The sequence below is a fragment of the Bacillus sp. KICET-1 genome (assembly GCF_027721405.1).
Classification (GTDB): domain Bacteria; phylum Bacillota; class Bacilli; order Bacillales; family Bacillaceae; genus Bacillus; species Bacillus velezensis.
On sequence record NZ_CP113515.1, the window covers coordinates 804,693 to 820,813 of the forward strand.

The following is a 16,121-nucleotide window of genomic DNA, read 5'->3' on the forward strand; positions in this document are numbered from 1 at the left end:
ACAATGAGCAGGTTTTTTAAAGATATACATATCCTATCACTTTCATTCCCTCCAAGCAAAGAAGAAGCATGAGCGCAGGCGTCCGGCCGGCATTAGATGAGAAAAAAGACGATGTAAGCGAAATAAAGGGCGAGAACGCTGATTAAAATAAGTGTTGTTTCAAACAAACCATTGTGCTTTGCGGGTTTTTGTTTAGGTTTATACCGCGTTTGAGATACAGCGCCCTGCCGCGGTTTTGATTGCGGCGGCTTAGGCTTGGCGGCGGCTTTCCTTTTACTCCCGGCGCTCTGCCCCGCCGTCAGGATGTCATGCTTCATGGCTTCCGCAGACGGATATTGGCCGTTTAAAGCAGAAAACAGAACCTTCTTATACTTATTCAGAAACGGGTGGCCTTCAATGATAGAACGAAGCTGTTCTTTCGGCTGTCCTGACTTTTTGCACTCTTTCTTCTGGACACAGTGGATCATGATCATTGCGACAGCAAACAGGTCATAGGATGGTTCTGCTTTTCTTGTTCCATACCCCCAATAGCCCCTGTCGTAAAACTCCGTATACTCTTTAATCGCGCGGCCTTGTTTTGTCGTTCCCCCTACATCAATGCAGCGGATGGCAGCCGGAGGTCCGGTTACAATGAGATTGTCCGGTTTGAGGTCGCCAAAAACCCACCCTTGCTGATGAAGGACTGACAGGCTGGAAAGAAGCTGCACCATCAGCACCGGAATCCACTCCGCTCCCTTACTGCTGATATATTGCGGAAGAAGCGGCCCTTCTATGTACTCCATCACGTAAAAAGAGACATTTTTATTCAGCTGCGGAATAAACGCATCGTCCGCATCAAAAAAAGAAGGCCCCATCGTTTGCGACCGGGCCTTTGAAAAGGATTTTAAGACATTCACTTCAGAGGTAACAGACATGCTGTCGCTGCTTATTTTCAAAGCGACCTGTCCGCCTGATGCTTCTGCCAGATATACAATACCGTTAGCCCCTTTTCCAAGCTGTTTGAGCAATCTGTAGGATTTGCCGTTCCATTTGCCCTGAATTGCCGTCCCCGGTGCCAGACTACATGCCAAACTCGTTAAAGCGTCGTTCATCATCTGCCAACATGCTCCTTCTTGAGCGGATTCTCTCAAACTGCTGCGTCGCTTCCCGGATAGCGGGGCCCGTAGGGGTGATACCGCCGGTCGACAGCTTCGCAAAGAGTGCAGAAAGGGATTCAAGCTTCGGCGTCCAATTCAGCACAAGCTCAACTTCCTGGCTTTTCCCGGGAAATATACACATGGCAAATTCATTTTGTCCGGCCCGGGAATTTAAACTGATGGAAAGATCGATCAGCGCTTCTTTCACCGTCGGCAGTTTCGGCGCCATACTCGCACTCGTATCAACCAGCACAAGCACCTGCAGATGAACTGTTTCTCCGAGTTCATCAACCACTTCCATCACTTCGCCCCGTTTTTCAGGAGAAAGCTCTTCCATTTCAACGTTTTTCCCTAAGATTTGTTTTAGCTCTTGATTGACGACACCTTGCAGCGTCTGGGTCATTGCTTTTTTCGTTACCATTTGAACCGTCTGAGACAATTGTGACGCGTACACAACTTGATGGACGCCGCCACCGGCCATGGCGATGCCTTCAACTTCCTTCATTGCCTCTTGGTCAATCGCATTTTCTTCCATAATTCCTATAACATTCACCGTAATCCCCTGCTCCTTGGCGAAAGCCGCCATTGCAATCGGGTCTTCACCATGATTGGAGCAGCCATCTGTAATCAGCAGAACTTGATTTAAATGTCCCTTATTCACATACATTCCTCCCGGTGATACGATTAGTCCCATCTTCGCCAGAAGGAAAGTGATTTATACGAAAGGATTAAGAAATCTCCTTTTTATTTTGGAATACCGCCGGCACCGGTATGGAAGCCCATTTCGGCGTGTTGTGATCAATCCGGACAACAACCACCGTCATATCGTCTTCGATTTGGCCGGAACGCGTTCTGATGACCTCTTCCATTAATATATCAGCGATTTCCTGCGGATCTTCGGTTTTCAGCCCTTTCATTTTCCGTTTCATCCACAGGTCGTGGTTTTCAACGTGCTTCGGCCCTTCAAAAATACCGTCACTCATCATGACGAGCAGATCTCCCGCTTTTAACTGTTCACTTACAACCTCCACATCAAATTCATTGATGATACCGATCGGCAGATTGCTGGCCTGCACTTTCATGACTTGATCTCCCCGCTTGATAAAACTCGGCGTTGAACCGACCTTCAAGAATTTGCAGCTTGCATCCTGAAGATCAATGATAGAAAGATCGAGAGTTGAGTAGATTTCATCTGTCGTCCGTAAAGACAGAATACTGTTGATCGTTTTGATCGCTATTTTTTCATCAATACCTGATTCGAGAATTTTTTCGAGCAGCTTAATCGTTTCGTTGCTCTCATAATGGGCCCTCGCCCCATTGCCCATGCCGTCACTGATCGCGGCCGCATATTTTCTCGCCCCCAGTTCCATCATGCTGTAGCTGTCGCCGGAGACAAGGCCGCCGCCTTTAGCCGCATGAGCCGCGCCTGTCGATACCCGGTACGATTTGGTCGAACCGAACGCAACATGGCTGTAGCCATTCGGATGAGCCGAGTGCTGTTCGCTTTTGACAAGTATCTGCTCCTCAAGAATGTCAGACAGCATCGGGGCGATAATTTTCTCACTCTCACCGTGTCCTCCGCTGAACGGGATTGTCATTTCGATATCAATATTGCCCTGCTCCAAGCTGTATATCTCGACATGCTGAATCTCGATTCCGAAATGCTGAAGCGCCTCTATCATTTGTTCTTCCTGAATAAAATGCTGCTCCCTCTCCCGTTTTATTTCCCGAGAAAAGTCCGCCATGACCTCAGAAACCCCCAACAGCTGCTCGGCAACAAGCCTCCTGCTGTCCTGAACTTTTCTCTTCAGTGTCAGATGGGCGTGATGGTGGGCAAGTTCGTCCTCAATCAGTTCTTCCACCTGTCTGGATTTGGAACAGTGCTGTTGAAACTCTTTTTTTAATCTGCGGTTTGAGGCATACTGTTTTTCCTCTGTTTCATGCATAACTTGTTTCATTAAGTCATATGTTTTATCAAAGTTTTGAACCCAGCATTTGCTTTTCTTATAGCAGGATTGGCAGGAATGCTCGGTGATTTTGCTTAAAAAGAGATCCACTTCCCCTTCTTCAGCCTGCTCATCGGAAGACGTCTGATGAAAGGTGGCGAAGCTCTCCGACAAGGCATGAAACACATTGGAGAACTGGTCTACTTTCTGGGCGGTGACATCTCTGATTTTCCTCGCGTACTGCTGCTGTTCCTGACTGTGCTCAGCAGTGCCCGGTATGTATCGCGCCACCTTTTTCGTAATCGATTGGGGCGTAATCAAAAACAAAACAACGGCAATCAAAGATTCATAAAGAGTGGTCATTAATCCGGCAGATCCTTCTCCATATAATGAAATCAGCAGTGAGCCGATCACCAATCCGACTGCGGCGCCGGCTTTCTTTCCTTCTTTCAGCAGCCCGCCAAGAAGCCCGGAAAACGCAAGCAGACTCATTTGATAGAGATTCCCGATATTCGCAAGCCCGAGGATCAGTCCGGTCACAACACCGACCGTACAGCCGATGCTTGCCCCGCCGACAAAGGAAAAACTCAGCACGACATAGCGGGCCAGGATATGTTCAGCCTGCATTCCCTGAAATGAAACACCGGCAAGCCCGGTTAAAACAGATGCGATCAAGATCATAAAACAGATGATTTCTTCTATTTTTAACGATTGCTTCACTTTTTTGATCGTGAAGATCGGCAGGCTTTGTAAAAAGATCAGCGTCAAAATAAAGGCCAGGCCCGCCTCGACAACAGCCATCACATAATCATAGGTGGTAAAAGCGCCGCTTTCAACATAAACAAATCCGATTCTCGCGGCAGCCATAGAGAAAAACACCACGATCGGCAGCATCTTCACCCGGTCCTGCACGATATATGTACTGATTTTTGAAAATAGAGTGAAGACGGCCAAAGCTGTGAGAATCAATAAAGAGTGTTTCGGCGAAATGGTTAAAGCGCCCGCAAGTAAAGACAGACAAGCATAGAAGGCTTTATCTCTTCTGATCAACAGCATCGCTCCGAAAAACGGCAGCGCAAACGGAAGAACCTCAGATAATATGAAAGCCCGTCCAAGTAAAAAACCGATCACGACATAAATGAACCCCTTATAGAAAAAAAGTGAATGCGCTTGATGGACTGTAAGCTTTGCCGCCTTTTCAAAAAACGATTGCAGTTTTTCCAGAGCTTGTCCCGCCATCGGCCCGTTCACTCTTCTTTCCGCTTTTTCCATTGCTCTCATCCCCCACCTGTTTTATTCGTTGCTTGTCATTATAAATGAAAGCACAGATAGGATTTTGTCAAAAGAAGGTAACAATTCCAAAGAACTCTTCGACGCTTTCTCCCTTGTTCCCCTTTCCTTTCGTATTTCCTCCGACATTTCTCAAAAAGTTGTCTAAATATGAAAAAATCGGCTTCTGCAACAGAAGCCGATTCGCTTGATGACCCGTACGGGATTCGAACCCGTGTTACCGCCGTGAAAGGGCGGTGTCTTAACCGCTTGACCAACGGGCCATATATATATGGTAGCGGCGGAGGGGATCGAACCCCCGACCTCACGGGTATGAACCGTACGCTCTAGCCAGCTGAGCTACACCGCCATATAGGTGCTTATAAGCACAAGTTATATAATACAAAGGTTTCTTCATTCCGTCAACAGAAACTTTAAAGTTTTAATTTTCTGACTACATGCGCGCATACAAAAAAAGCACCCGCTGGGATAGACGGATGCTCCATGTATTTATAGAAAGCAGCAAGTTATCCTCTTCTTGCTCCGCGCCCTCCACGTTTTGATTCCGTGTTTCGTTTTAAAGATGATAAGCGGTCTTCGCTATCTTTAAGAAACTTGTTCATTTTCTGTTCAAAAGATTCTTTCGGACGGAAATCATTTCTAGGTCTGGCTTGCGGACGGTCTTTAGCTTTTTTAATTGATAAACCAATTTTCCCGTCTTTTTCAACGTTGATGACTTTCACTTCAACTTGATCGCCGACTTTTAAATGCTCGTTAATGTCTTTTACATAATTATCGGCTACCTCACTGATATGAACGAGACCGGTTGAGCCTCCAGGCAATTCAACAAATGCTCCGAAATTTGTAATACCTGTTATTTTCCCTTGCAACTTGCTGCCAACTTCAATCGACATAAAAAAAGTGCTCCTCCTTAGGCTTATAAAAAGATCGTTTGTTTAATTATACCTAAATAAAAATTTAAGTGTCAACAAGGCTACTTGCTCTTCTTTTCTACATTAAAGAGAATCTCACCATTTCCTGACATAAACAAGTCTCTTCTGGCAAGCTCTGTGACGTAATCCTCATCCTTTAATTTGGAAATTTCATCTTTTAAATCAGCCTGTTTCGCGTTCAATTTTTTCACTTGTTTTTCCAGCTGAGCTTTCTTTTCTTCGTTTGCGCTAAGGGAAGAGGTCTGTGACCACAGAGAACCCGCTAAGACAATAGCCGTCAACAACACAAGGGCGCCGAATACGATCAACCGTCTGAAAAGCCCTTTCCGCCTTCTTTTCATAAGCTGGGATTGCCGTTCAACCTGCTCTTTATAGTCGTTTTGAATTTCAGTTATTGTACGTTCTCTAGATAGATTCAAACCAGACGGTCCTCCTTTCACCTTTTCAAAATACGTATCATGGTCGATCTGATTGTTATGATTAGTTTCTTGCTCTTTTGTGAAAATCCTGCACTTTTTTGAAAATATCGTTTGAAAGTAAGACGCCATTTTTCAGGAAGAAGTTTCAATAATTGTTTCAACAGGAAGAACAGCGGATACAGCAAAAACGCTACGATCTTAAAAAGACACTTCGCAAAAAAGGCACTCACCCGATAGGAGTATAAAGAAATAACCGTGATCAGCCCGATGAGCAGCTTAAAGAGCAGAAGCACCGGACGGAACAGCACGTGCTGAATGAGCTTTTTTGCGAATTGGTAAAGAGACACCGCAAGATGAATGGAAAATTTCAGTATTTTTATATACATTCGTTTAAACAGGCTTTGGTACGTCGCAATACCCAGTAAGACAGCCAAGAAAATGTATACCCTGAGTTCTCCTTCATTCACGTTGAGCAGCACATAGAAAAACATCAGACCTTGTACAATCCAAAAGAGAATGTCATGAATGAATAACAGCCATCTGGCCGTTTTGGCGCGGCTGACAAACAGCCTGTATGTATCAAGCGACGCTCCGAGCCAGGCGCCCATACCGGTCATTGCCAGCATCGTATAAAATTGGGTCGTCAGTGTCATTTAAACAACTTGCTAAAAAACCCTTTAGCTTTATCCCCTTGCTGCTCGTCTAAATATACAAGGTCAAATACCCTGCCTTTTATAGATACAATCCCTTTTTCCACATCAAGGTTTTTCATCTGCAGGTTCTCGCCTCTGACGGAAAGCATTCCCATAACTGTTTCCAGCAAAAACTCTTCGTTGTCAAAACTTTCTACATGCTTGACGCCCGAAATGTCTAAATGCTTTCTCCCTTTCATCGTTACATCATGCTGTTCCGGAACAGAAGAAGAACCTTTTTGCTCATAATATGAATTCATCTATTCAGCCCCCATATCCTCGATACTTTTAGCATTATTACTGCATTGTATGAGGCGGGAGCCTTGTTTAGAACAAGCCTATTCGCCGAGTTTTTCTTCTTTGACGATTGTATACATGCCCGCGGCTTCTTCTTTTTTCGTTGTTTCTTTCAATTCGTTTACCTTCACGGTGACAAGCTTCTGGCCGAAGCGGACCGTCAGTTCATCACCGGCTTTTACGTCTGAGCTGGCTTTCGCCTGATTCCCGTTAACGGTGATTCTCCCTTGATCGGCGACCTCTTTTGCCAATGTGCGGCGTTTAATTAATCTGGATACTTTTAAAAACTTATCAAGTCTCATATCAGAATCTCCTCTCCATTTCTTTTGCTTCATCCCACAATTTGTCCATTTCTTCAAGTGACATTGCGGTCAATTCAAGTCCCTTTGCTGCCGCTTCTTTCTCAATATAAGCAAAGCGTCTGCGGAATTTGTCATTTGTCATGGCGAGCGCTTCCTCAGGCTCAATTTTATAGTATCGGCCGATATTGACCAATGCAAATAAAACATCGCCGAATTCAGCTTTTAAGCTGATTTCATCTGCTGATTCGGCGGAAGCCTCTGCAGAAAATTCCTTCAGCTCTTCATTTACTTTATCCCATATGTCCTGAACGTTATCCCAGTCAAAGCCGGTTTTTGCGGCTTTTTTCTGAAGCTTGGCGGCTTTCGCAAGAGAAGGCAGTGTTTTCGGCACGGCATCCAGCAATGAAGAGGATGTTGTTTGCTTTTCCGCCTTTTTGATTTCTTCCCAGTTGGCGACGACATCATGTTCATCCTGAACCTTAACATCCTTAAACACGTGCGGGTGCCGTCTGACCATCTTCGCACTGATGTCTCTGATGACATCATCAATTGAGAAATACCCCTCGTCTTCTCCGATCTGGGCGTGCAGCATAACCTGAAGCATGACGTCCCCGAGTTCTTCTATCATGTGATCCGTGTCCTCTTCGTCAATGGCCTCAAGCAGTTCGTAGCATTCCTCAATCATATATTTCTTTAATGACTGGTGTGTCTGCTTTTGATCCCACGGACAGCCGTTCGGCCCGCGAAGCTCGCGAATAATACTTCGGAATGCAGAAAATTCCTGGTAAAGGAGTTCTTCTTTTTTAATCGGCGGAACATACACGCTTGTTAAGTTATTTATTTCTACATTGCGGTCAAGTTCAAACAAAGGCACCTTGGTCATCTTTTCTCCCTTGCTTCCGGCTGCCGTGACGATGACCACTTCATAATCGTCAGGCAATTTCTCCATAAGCGTCAGCTTTACCTCAGAGGCCGTCATCTGGTCATAAACCTGGCAAATGATCAGGTGATGGCGGAGTTCGAGCTCATCCGGCGTCATTGTTTGCGCATCCGTAAATTGAAACCCTTCAATCGGATCAATTCGCAATGCATTAAAAGTGGCATCCAGAAAGCTTTGCCCTCCGGCAGTATGAACAGCTATCTGTTGTTCTTCCCGGCGTTCAAATAACAGCTGAACGGTTTTCTCAGCGACAAACGGATGCCCGGGTACAGCGTAGACGACATCTTCTTGCTTCGCTTTTTCAAACAGAATGTCCGTGATCTCTTCATAGACTGCTTCAAACTGATCATGTTTTTCATAAATATCATCAAAATACCGGATGTCCGCTTCCGTCTCTTGCTCTAATTCCGAAATCAAAGGGTGGTCTTTCGTTCTTATATATAAATGCTTCGCCTGAGTCAGCAGCTTATGTACGCCCACTGTCAACTGATCCATGTCTCCGGCGCCGAGGCCGACGACCGTAATATTACCTGCCATGTTTTTCTCTCCTCTTTTTCAATTTGCTTAAAGCACTGCCAAAAGGAAGGCCGCTCAGCTCTTCGTCCGTGAAAATCTTCATTCTTATCATACAATAAATAAACAATAGCCCTCCGATGATTGACGCAGACAGACTCTCACATACAGCTCCGACCCTGCTGACAGGAACAAATAACTGCCAAAGCTTCATATATACGAGCAAAAAGAAGACCATCAGCAGACTGCACCAGCACAGACGGACAATCACGCCGCCGATATTCGTCAGCCAGCCCTTCGACCAAATTCTCCGGAGATTCAAGCACGCAACTGCGGCAAATGCCAAGACGGTCGCCAGTGCCGCTCCTGTAATACCCCAGCCGGGGACCAACCAAACATTCAGCACCCATTTCAGCGCCCCTCCCGTCAAAACGGATACGGCGGGGAAAACGGTATGTCCCGCTCCTTGCAGAATCGCGGCTGCCGTAAGCGCAATTGAGGCAAAAAAGATAGATAAGCTGAATATTTGTAAGGTCTGCGTCCCCTCACTGTTTTGGAAAAGCATGATATTCACCGGTTCTAAAATGCAAAAAAGCCCGGCCGATGCACCGATCCCTACCGCAAGGCAGAGCTTGACGGCTGATGTCGCTTTCTCTTTTATGATAAACGGCTTGTTCCCATGCACCGCTTTTGAAATTGAAGGAACCAAGGACGCAGCGATACTGACGGCAAACACGGTTCCCAGCTGAAGGAGCGGCTGTCCGCGGTCATATATGCCTTTCAGCTGTTTAGCAGCATGGCTCTCCGTCCCGTCTGAAAGCAGCGAATATAAGTTTAAGGCGTCTACAAGCTGAATCAAAAGCATGAGTACACTGCTGATACAGATGGTGACTGAATAAAGCAGCAGCTTTTTTACAATGACGGCCGTTTCGATATGTCCGCCGTCTTTCTTTGTTTCTTCCCGCTTATACCAGAAAACAGCCAATACACAAAGGGCCGCAAAGCTCCCGGCTATTGATCCCGAGGCCGCCCCCGCACCCGCCGCGTATAATGAACGGCCGCTTTTCAAAAGCCAGAAGGATAAACCGAGAAGCACCGCCACGCGAAGAAGCTGTTCCGTAATCTGGGATAAGGCTGACGGCATCATATCATGCACGCCTTGGAAATACCCCCGGATAACCGCCGTAAACGGAAACAGTATGAAAGCGAACGCCGCGACCCTTATCAGCATCACAAGGCGGGCGTCACCCATAAAACCGGCCAACGGCGCCGCGCCGGCATACATGAGCGCAAACAGAACAAGTCCGGCCGCCGTGACATAAAGGGCGGAAATTTTCATTATTTTTTGTTTATGACCGCTATAATCGTTCATTAATTTTGAGATGATCACCGGAAAACCGGATGTTGACAGCATGACCGCGATCCCTAAAAACGGATACACCTGCTGATAAATGTAAAATCCGACGTCACCGACAATATTCTGAAAAGGAACCCTGTACACGGCGCTTAATATCTTCGTCACGATGCCCGCAACGACGAGCACAAAAGCACCTTTCCATGCCGATTGCCGCTTGGCGCCAACTGAATCGTTCATCCAAAAGCTCCTTCCAGCCGCTAGAAAATTACGTCTATAAAACGAGCTTATTATATCACAATCCTAACGGCCGAACCGATAGAGAGCACATATGAATATGAAAAAGAACAGCACTTGTATAAGAGCTGTTCTTTCCCCGTTTCTTATTTCAATAATGGTAATAAGACCTACTGCTCCATTTGTCTCGCCAAAAAACTGGCTGCCGTTTCTACCGCTTTATGTTCTACTTCTCCAAGCGCCTGTTCCTTGGAAAAGATGACCACGGCGCCGATAGGATCGCCATTTGCCACGATCGGGGCTATTGTATAGGAGCTCATATCTTCATCAATGTCATTAACAAGCTGCGCGGACTTCACGTCGTTTTCTACCACTGAGCTGCGCTGATCCATCGTTTTTTCGAGCAAATCGCTGATGGCTTTGTTCAGAAATTCTTTTTTCGAACTGCCTGAAACGGCAATATACGCGTCACGGTCGCAAATCAAAACGGAATGGCCGAGACTGTCATACAAAGCATCTGCATATTCCTTCGCAAAATCGCCAAGCTCACTGATAGGAGAATATTTTTTCAATATAACTTCTCCGTCGCGGTCAACGAATATTTCAAGCGGGTCTCCTTCCCTGATTCGCAGTGTTCTCCGAATTTCTTTAGGAATGACGACCCGTCCTAGATCATCAATACGACGTACGATACCTGTAGCTTTCATCTCTCTGGTGCCTCTCTTTCATGTGATGATATTTAAGGGAAAGTACTAAAGCTCTTTACTTTATGTAGCTTCCGCCACTCGCTTGAAATTAGTATCCGTCACATCAAATGTAATATACACCAGAGAGTAACAATTTTTATGAAGACGGGATTGTTTCTTTCTTCACATCCTGAAGGCCTTTCAGCATGCCGAGCACGGTCTCCAGCCACTCTTCCGTTTTGCGGCCTTTCGTCTGTACTGAGATTTTCAGCTTTTTCCCTTCCATTCCCAGTCCGATCTGCCGGCCGTATTTATTGCCGAGTTCGAACAATTTCTGGCCGTCAATCTGTGCGCTGGCCTCTTCAGAAATGGTAAATCTGATCGCGTCTTTATCCTGCTTGATGAGTTCGACGCGTTCATATTTTCCGTATACCTTCATCTCAGCAACCGTAAACAGCCATTCAACTTCTTTAGGATAGCTGCCGAACCTGTCGATGATTTCATCTTGGAGCTCATTTTTCTCCTCAATTGTGGCGATTGACCTGAAGCGTTTATACATGTCGATTTTTTGCTTGCCGTCTTGTATATAGTTTTCGGGAATATACGCGTCAAGCTCGATATCGATTTCTGTCTCAAACTGTTCGCTTTTCGGAATATCGCCTTTCCGCTCTTCAATCGCTTCCTTGAGCATTTGCGAGTACAGGTCAAAGCCGACTGAGTCGATAAAGCCGTGCTGCTGGGCGCCGAGAAGGTTCCCCGCTCCCCTGATCGTCAAGTCACGCATGGCGATTTTAAAGCCTGATCCCAGCTCGGTAAATTCTTTAATCGCCTGCAGCCGTTTTTCCGCCACCTCAGTAAGCACTTTGTCTCTGCGGTACGTAAAATACGCGTAAGCGACGCGGTTGGAACGGCCGACCCGTCCTCTCAGCTGATACAGCTGAGACAGCCCCATTTTGTCTCCGTCGAACACAATCAAGGTATTGACATTTGGTATATCTACGCCTGTCTCAATAATAGTCGTGCTGACAAGGACGTCTGATTCCCCTTCCAGAAAATTGAGCATGACGCTTTCCAATTCATTTTCAGTCATTTTTCCGTGGGCATATGCCACTTTCGCATCGGGAACAAGCATGGAAATTTCATCAGCCTTCCGCTCGATGTCATCCACGCGGTTGTACAAGAAATATACCTGTCCTCCGCGCGCCAGTTCTCTTTCGATGGCTTCCCGCACAAGCGCGCCATTGTATTCCACGACATATGTCTGAACAGGGAAACGGTTTTCCGGCGGCGTTTCAATAACAGATAAGTCCCGCACACCGAGCATGGACATATGAAGCGTACGCGGTATCGGCGTCGCTGTAAGAGTCAGCACATCGACATTGGCTTTGATCTGTTTGATTTTTTCCTTATGCGTTACGCCAAAGCGCTGCTCTTCATCAATGATGAGCAAGCCGAGATCTTTATAGACGACGTCTTTAGATAAGAGCCTGTGGGTTCCGATTACGATGTCTACCGTTCCGTTTTTCAGGCCTTTAATCGTTTCATTGGATTCTTTTCTCGTTCTGAATCGGCTGAGAAGACCGATGTTAATCGGATAGTCCTGAAAACGCTCCATAATGGTTTCATAATGCTGCTGCGCGAGTATTGTCGTCGGCACAAGAAGCGCGACCTGCTTTCCGTCTGCGATCGCTTTAAAAGCCGCTCGGATGGCTACCTCCGTCTTCCCGTAACCGACATCACCGCAAAGCAAACGGTCCATCGGGCGCTCTCTTTCCATGTCCTTTTTAATCTCCTGAATGGAACGGAGCTGGTCCTCTGTTTCCTGATAAGGGAAAGCAGATTCGAACTGCCGCTGCATTTCATGATCCGGCGAGAACGCATAGCCTTTGCTTGCTTCCCGTTCCGCATAAAGCTTAATCAGATCATCGGCAATATCCTGAACGGAGTTTTCAACTTTTTTCTTCACCCGTTTCCATTCACTGCCGCCCAGTTTATAAAGCTTCGGTTCTTTTCCTTCAGAGCCGACGTACTTCTGCACCTGGTCGATTTGTTCTACAGGGACGTACAGCTTATCGCTGCCCTGATAATGAATGTTGAGGTAATCTTTATGAATGCCTTTGATTTCTAGTGTTTCGATCCCCAAATACTTACCGATCCCGTGGTTGACGTGGACGACATAGTCACCGACCTGAAGCTCGGAATAGCTTTTGATCCGTTCGGCATTTGTCAGCTTCTGCTTTCTCGGCTTTTTCTTAATTCGGTTTTTGAACAGCTCTTCCTCCGTAATGACGGCCAGCTTCATCAGCGGCAGTTCAAAACCGGATTGCAGCTCGCCTTCCATGACATAGACCTGTCCTTGCACAAGCGCTTTGGAGCTGTCCGTTTTTGCGGCTTCAATTTCGTAATCAGCCAGCACGGATGCCAATCTGTCGGTTCTGTCCTTATTCGCGCCTAAAAAGACGACGGTGAAGTTTGATTTCTTAAAGCGCTCCATTTCACCTGCAAGCACATTCATCTGCCCGTGAAAACTCTGCATCTGCCTGCTTGTCACATTCACGATATTCTGAGGGCTTGTATGCTGGACATGACGCAAAAATAATGAATAATAAATAGCCGGGCGCCGCTTTTCGCTCATAAGCTCCTGAAAGCTGAAGGATAAATGAATGTCGTGCAGAATTTTCCCTTCCTCGAGCAGACTTGTCGTAAATTCGGCCTCTTCTTTTTGCAGCTGATCCTCCATTTCATGAATGCGGCTGACCTCGTCTAACAGTAACAACGTGTCTGCCGGTGTATAATCTAGCAAACTAGCAGGCTTTTCGTAAAAGTACGAGAGATACTTCACAAGTTCCTGATCAGTCTGTCCCGTTGATAACCGTTCTTTATCATGTGAGATATTGATATGAAGCATTTCCTTTTGTTTGTCCTGCTTCAGCTTTTTCAGACTGTCGGCAAGCCCTTTATCGAGCCTTTCCATCGCACGGGCTTTTTCTTCCGCCCTGATGATCAATTCCTTCGCCGGTCCTATCGCCACATGTTTGAGCGTCTCAATTGATCTCTGGTCATCAGAATTGAAGCTTCTGATGGAATCGACCTCCGTATCAAACAGTTCAATTCGCACCGGATGCTCCGACGTCAGCGGATAAATGTCGATAATTCCGCCGCGAATACTGAATTCACCGGGTGCAGAAACCATATCGGAACGCTCATACCCCACCTCTACAAGGCGCGCGGACAGCTGATCCGGTTCTATTTCGTCTCCGAGTGAAATGACGAGCTGGCTGCTTTTCCACAGCTCCTTCGGCGGAAGCATTCTTCTCACTGCCGCAACGGGCGCCACAACGACCGGCGCTTCTCCGTTTGTTAATCTATTAATGACATCAAGCCGCTGAGCGCGCAGTTCAGGGCTCGCTACCGCAATTTCTGAAGAAATCAATTCATTTACGGGGTATAAAAAAACAGATTGATCCCCGAGAAGCGCCGTCAGATCTTCCGTCACTTTTTGGGCCTGATATAAATTATGGGTGATAAAGAAAATCGGCCTTTTCGTTTCCTGTGCAAGGGCGGAGGTAAAAACAGAACGCGCGGAACCTGACAGACCCGCAAGCAGCTGTTCCTTCAGCCCCTCATGTAAACCGTTGACAATGGATTTAAAATCATCGCTTTCTTTAATAAAGGTTTGAATGTTGTCCATATGGGCCCTCCTCTCTATTTTCTGCAAGAACAGAAAAACGCTTTGGTCTAGAATCTACACCAAAGCTTCTTATTGAATAAATGTGTTGTGTTCATGGTAGTGCGGATTGCGTTCCAGCGCCTCTTGGCAGTCTTCACAAATTGTAAGAACATGGACATCTCCATTGTCTTTATATGAAATCATATCGTTTCTTTCCTCATTTGTTAAGTGCTGAAATCCAAGTGACTGTGTCGGCACCGTCGAATATTCCAGGCTCCCTACCTTAAAGCCGCAGTGGCGGCAGAAATAATGCAAAGCCATACGTTGGACCTCCTGATGTGAAAAAATCATTTTTCCCTAGTATGGTCTCCCATTATTTATCTTATACATTTGCATTAAATTCGTTCATGACTTCTAAAAATGGTTTCGTTAAGGAAGCTTCGCAGGCTTTTACGGTTTTTGAGACGGCATCGTTGATATGCGGCGCTTCTTCCTTCGTAAAAGCTCCCAGTACATAGTCAACGACTTTCATTCCGCCAGCGGGGCGGCCGATTCCGATTCTGACCCGGTCAAATTCAGGGGTTCCGAGGTGCTGTATAAGCGATTTAATCCCGTTATGTCCGCCTGCGCTCCCCTTCGTCCGGAGCCTGATTTTTCCCGTCGGAAGATCAAGGTCATCGTATATGACTTTCAGATCTTCATGATCGGCATCATAATAATCCAGCAGCGGCCGCAAACATTCCCCTGATAAATTCATATATGTAAGCGGTTTAACAAGTAGAACTTTTTTTCCGGAAACAAACCCCATTCCGTAAAGTCCGTTGAATTTCGTTTTATTCAGTTCAATATTCCATTCTTTAGAAAGCTCGTCAATGGCCATAAAGCCGACATTATGTCTCGTGTTCTCATAGGTTTTTCCCGGGTTACCGAGACCGGCAATCACAAGCATCGTAAATCCTCCCTCAACATCGCTGTAATTCTTCTCATTCTAGCACAAAAGACGTAACCTCGGGCGGGTTACGTCTTAAAGCGCTTATTGATTTTCTCCTTCGGGCTCTTCCCCAGGAGACGGTTCTGCATCTTCTTCGAATGCTTCCTGCTTAGGAGGAAGGATGGAAGCCACGACTTCTTCCGGGTCGTTTGTAAATGTATAATTGCCGTCAGCAGTCAGATCTGCGATGGTCAGCACATCATTCATTTCAAGTCCTGAAATATCAACATTGATTGTCTGAGGGATGTCCTTCGGTCTGGCCTTAATCGAAAGCTCATGCAGCGGCTGCTGGATGACGCCTCCGTCTTTGACTCCCTTCGCCTCTCCCGTCAGCTGAATCGGCACCTCGGCCTCCAGCTCCTCACTCATATTCACGACTTGAAAATCGGCGTGCGTCAATTCGTTTTTGAGCGGGTCTGTCTGAAGATCAGTCACCATAACCGATTGCTGATTTCCGTTGACATCAATTGTGATAATCGTGTTTTTTCCTTCGTCCCGCAATGTTTTAAGCAATTCGACACTGTCTAAAGAGACAGGCGTATTCGTTGTTTCTTTACCGTATATAATCCCTGGAACATGTCCTGAATGACGGATTTTCCGAAGCGTCGAACGTTTAAAATCTGTTCTTTCATTTGCTTTTAAAGTTGCCATATTCAGCACCATCCTAATTATCGTTTTATCGTCCTATTAGAACAATACCCACAATAACTGGGATT

The 16,121-nt window shown here is 46.2% G+C and carries 15 protein-coding genes and 2 tRNA genes; all 17 read right to left on the reverse strand.

Features of this window, described 5'->3' with window-relative positions; translation table 11 throughout:
- Positions 1–92: 92 nt before the first annotated feature.
- Positions 93–1,094: a protein kinase domain-containing protein gene (locus OVA33_RS04105; RefSeq protein WP_025650390.1), complete on the reverse strand. Its 1,002-nt coding sequence runs from the start codon at positions 1,092–1,094 to the stop codon at positions 93–95.
- Complete coding sequence (locus OVA33_RS04110) at positions 1,060–1,797, reverse strand: vWA domain-containing protein (protein ID WP_004264624.1); 738 nt, start codon at positions 1,795–1,797, stop codon at positions 1,060–1,062. The genes OVA33_RS04105 and OVA33_RS04110 overlap by 35 nt, the downstream gene beginning before the upstream one ends.
- Positions 1,798–1,864: 67 nt before the next feature.
- A complete protein-coding gene (gene spoIIE, locus OVA33_RS04115) occupies positions 1,865–4,354 on the reverse strand; it encodes a stage II sporulation protein E (RefSeq protein WP_025650389.1) in 2,490 nt (829 codons plus the stop codon).
- 209 nt (positions 4,355–4,563) lie between these two features.
- Positions 4,564–4,635, reverse strand: a tRNA-Glu gene (locus OVA33_RS04120).
- Between the two features lie 9 nt (positions 4,636–4,644).
- A tRNA-Met gene (locus OVA33_RS04125) sits at positions 4,645–4,721 on the reverse strand.
- A gap of 157 nt (positions 4,722–4,878) precedes the next feature.
- Entirely contained in the window at positions 4,879–5,265 is a 387-nt protein-coding gene (locus tag OVA33_RS04130) for a S1 domain-containing RNA-binding protein (RefSeq protein WP_004264630.1), read from the reverse strand.
- 80 nt (positions 5,266–5,345) lie between these two features.
- Positions 5,346–5,723 carry a cell division protein DivIC gene (gene divIC, locus OVA33_RS04135; RefSeq protein ID WP_014416730.1) on the reverse strand — a complete coding sequence of 126 codons (378 nt, stop codon included), beginning with the start codon at positions 5,721–5,723 and terminating at the stop codon, positions 5,346–5,348.
- Positions 5,724–5,740: 17 nt separating this feature from the next.
- Positions 5,741–6,376, reverse strand: coding sequence for a spore cortex biosynthesis protein YabQ (gene yabQ, locus OVA33_RS04140; protein WP_025650343.1), 636 nt, complete (start codon positions 6,374–6,376; stop codon positions 5,741–5,743).
- The gene (gene yabP, locus OVA33_RS04145; RefSeq protein WP_004264638.1) at positions 6,373–6,675 is read right to left on the reverse strand and encodes a sporulation protein YabP; all 303 of its coding nucleotides are present in this window, start codon (positions 6,673–6,675) and stop codon (positions 6,373–6,375) included. The genes yabQ and yabP overlap by 4 nt, the downstream gene beginning before the upstream one ends.
- A gap of 78 nt (positions 6,676–6,753) precedes the next feature.
- The gene (locus OVA33_RS04150) at positions 6,754–7,014 is read right to left on the reverse strand and encodes an RNA-binding S4 domain-containing protein (protein ID WP_007409934.1); all 261 of its coding nucleotides are present in this window, start codon (positions 7,012–7,014) and stop codon (positions 6,754–6,756) included.
- A gap of 1 nt (position 7,015) precedes the next feature.
- Positions 7,016–8,491, reverse strand: a complete 1,476-nt coding sequence (gene mazG, locus OVA33_RS04155) for a bifunctional methyltransferase/pyrophosphohydrolase YabN (protein WP_063637076.1) — start codon at positions 8,489–8,491, stop codon at positions 7,016–7,018.
- A complete protein-coding gene (locus OVA33_RS04160) occupies positions 8,481–10,061 on the reverse strand; it encodes a putative polysaccharide biosynthesis protein (RefSeq protein WP_063637077.1) in 1,581 nt (526 codons plus the stop codon). Before OVA33_RS04160 ends, mazG begins: the two co-directional genes overlap by 11 nt.
- A 167-nt stretch (positions 10,062–10,228) precedes the next feature.
- Positions 10,229–10,765, reverse strand: coding sequence for a stage V sporulation protein T (spoVT, locus tag OVA33_RS04165; protein WP_004264646.1), 537 nt, complete (start codon positions 10,763–10,765; stop codon positions 10,229–10,231).
- A gap of 136 nt (positions 10,766–10,901) precedes the next feature.
- A complete protein-coding gene (mfd, locus tag OVA33_RS04170) occupies positions 10,902–14,435 on the reverse strand; it encodes a transcription-repair coupling factor (RefSeq protein ID WP_063637078.1) in 3,534 nt (1,177 codons plus the stop codon).
- 69 nt (positions 14,436–14,504) lie between these two features.
- Positions 14,505–14,735 carry an anti-sigma-F factor Fin gene (locus tag OVA33_RS04175; protein ID WP_004264650.1) on the reverse strand — a complete coding sequence of 77 codons (231 nt, stop codon included), beginning with the start codon at positions 14,733–14,735 and terminating at the stop codon, positions 14,505–14,507.
- A gap of 61 nt (positions 14,736–14,796) precedes the next feature.
- Positions 14,797–15,363 carry an aminoacyl-tRNA hydrolase gene (gene pth / locus OVA33_RS04180; protein ID WP_025650338.1) on the reverse strand — a complete coding sequence of 189 codons (567 nt, stop codon included), beginning with the start codon at positions 15,361–15,363 and terminating at the stop codon, positions 14,797–14,799.
- An 84-nt stretch (positions 15,364–15,447) separates the two neighbouring features.
- Positions 15,448–16,056: a 50S ribosomal protein L25/general stress protein Ctc gene (locus tag OVA33_RS04185; protein ID WP_014416724.1), complete on the reverse strand. Its 609-nt coding sequence runs from the start codon at positions 16,054–16,056 to the stop codon at positions 15,448–15,450.
- Between the last annotated feature and the right edge of the window lie 65 nt (positions 16,057–16,121).

What these genes read in the sequence shown, in the direction of transcription:
- OVA33_RS04105 (WP_025650390.1), bottom strand. Translation starts at nt 1,094, where the DNA reads ATGATGAACGACGCTTTAACGAGTTTGGCATGTAGTCTGGCACCGGGG.
- spoIIE (WP_025650389.1), bottom strand. Translation starts at nt 4,354, where the DNA reads ATGGAAAAAGCGGAAAGAAGAGTGAACGGGCCGATGGCGGGACAAGCT.
- OVA33_RS04130 (WP_004264630.1), bottom strand. Translation starts at nt 5,265, where the DNA reads ATGTCGATTGAAGTTGGCAGCAAGTTGCAAGGGAAAATAACAGGTATT.
- yabQ (WP_025650343.1), bottom strand. Translation starts at nt 6,376, where the DNA reads ATGACACTGACGACCCAATTTTATACGATGCTGGCAATGACCGGTATG.
- yabP (WP_004264638.1), bottom strand. Translation starts at nt 6,675, where the DNA reads ATGAATTCATATTATGAGCAAAAAGGTTCTTCTTCTGTTCCGGAACAG.
- OVA33_RS04150 (WP_007409934.1), bottom strand. Translation starts at nt 7,014, where the DNA reads ATGAGACTTGATAAGTTTTTAAAAGTATCCAGATTAATTAAACGCCGC.
- mazG (WP_063637076.1), bottom strand. Translation starts at nt 8,491, where the DNA reads ATGGCAGGTAATATTACGGTCGTCGGCCTCGGCGCCGGAGACATGGAT.
- OVA33_RS04160 (WP_063637077.1), bottom strand. Translation starts at nt 10,061, where the DNA reads ATGAACGATTCAGTTGGCGCCAAGCGGCAATCGGCATGGAAAGGTGCT.
- spoVT (WP_004264646.1), bottom strand. Translation starts at nt 10,765, where the DNA reads ATGAAAGCTACAGGTATCGTACGTCGTATTGATGATCTAGGACGGGTC.
- mfd (WP_063637078.1), bottom strand. Translation starts at nt 14,435, where the DNA reads ATGGACAACATTCAAACCTTTATTAAAGAAAGCGATGATTTTAAATCC.
- OVA33_RS04175 (WP_004264650.1), bottom strand. Translation starts at nt 14,735, where the DNA reads ATGGCTTTGCATTATTTCTGCCGCCACTGCGGCTTTAAGGTAGGGAGC.
- pth (WP_025650338.1), bottom strand. Translation starts at nt 15,363, where the DNA reads ATGCTTGTGATTGCCGGTCTCGGTAACCCGGGAAAAACCTATGAGAAC.
- OVA33_RS04185 (WP_014416724.1), bottom strand. Translation starts at nt 16,056, where the DNA reads ATGGCAACTTTAAAAGCAAATGAAAGAACAGATTTTAAACGTTCGACG.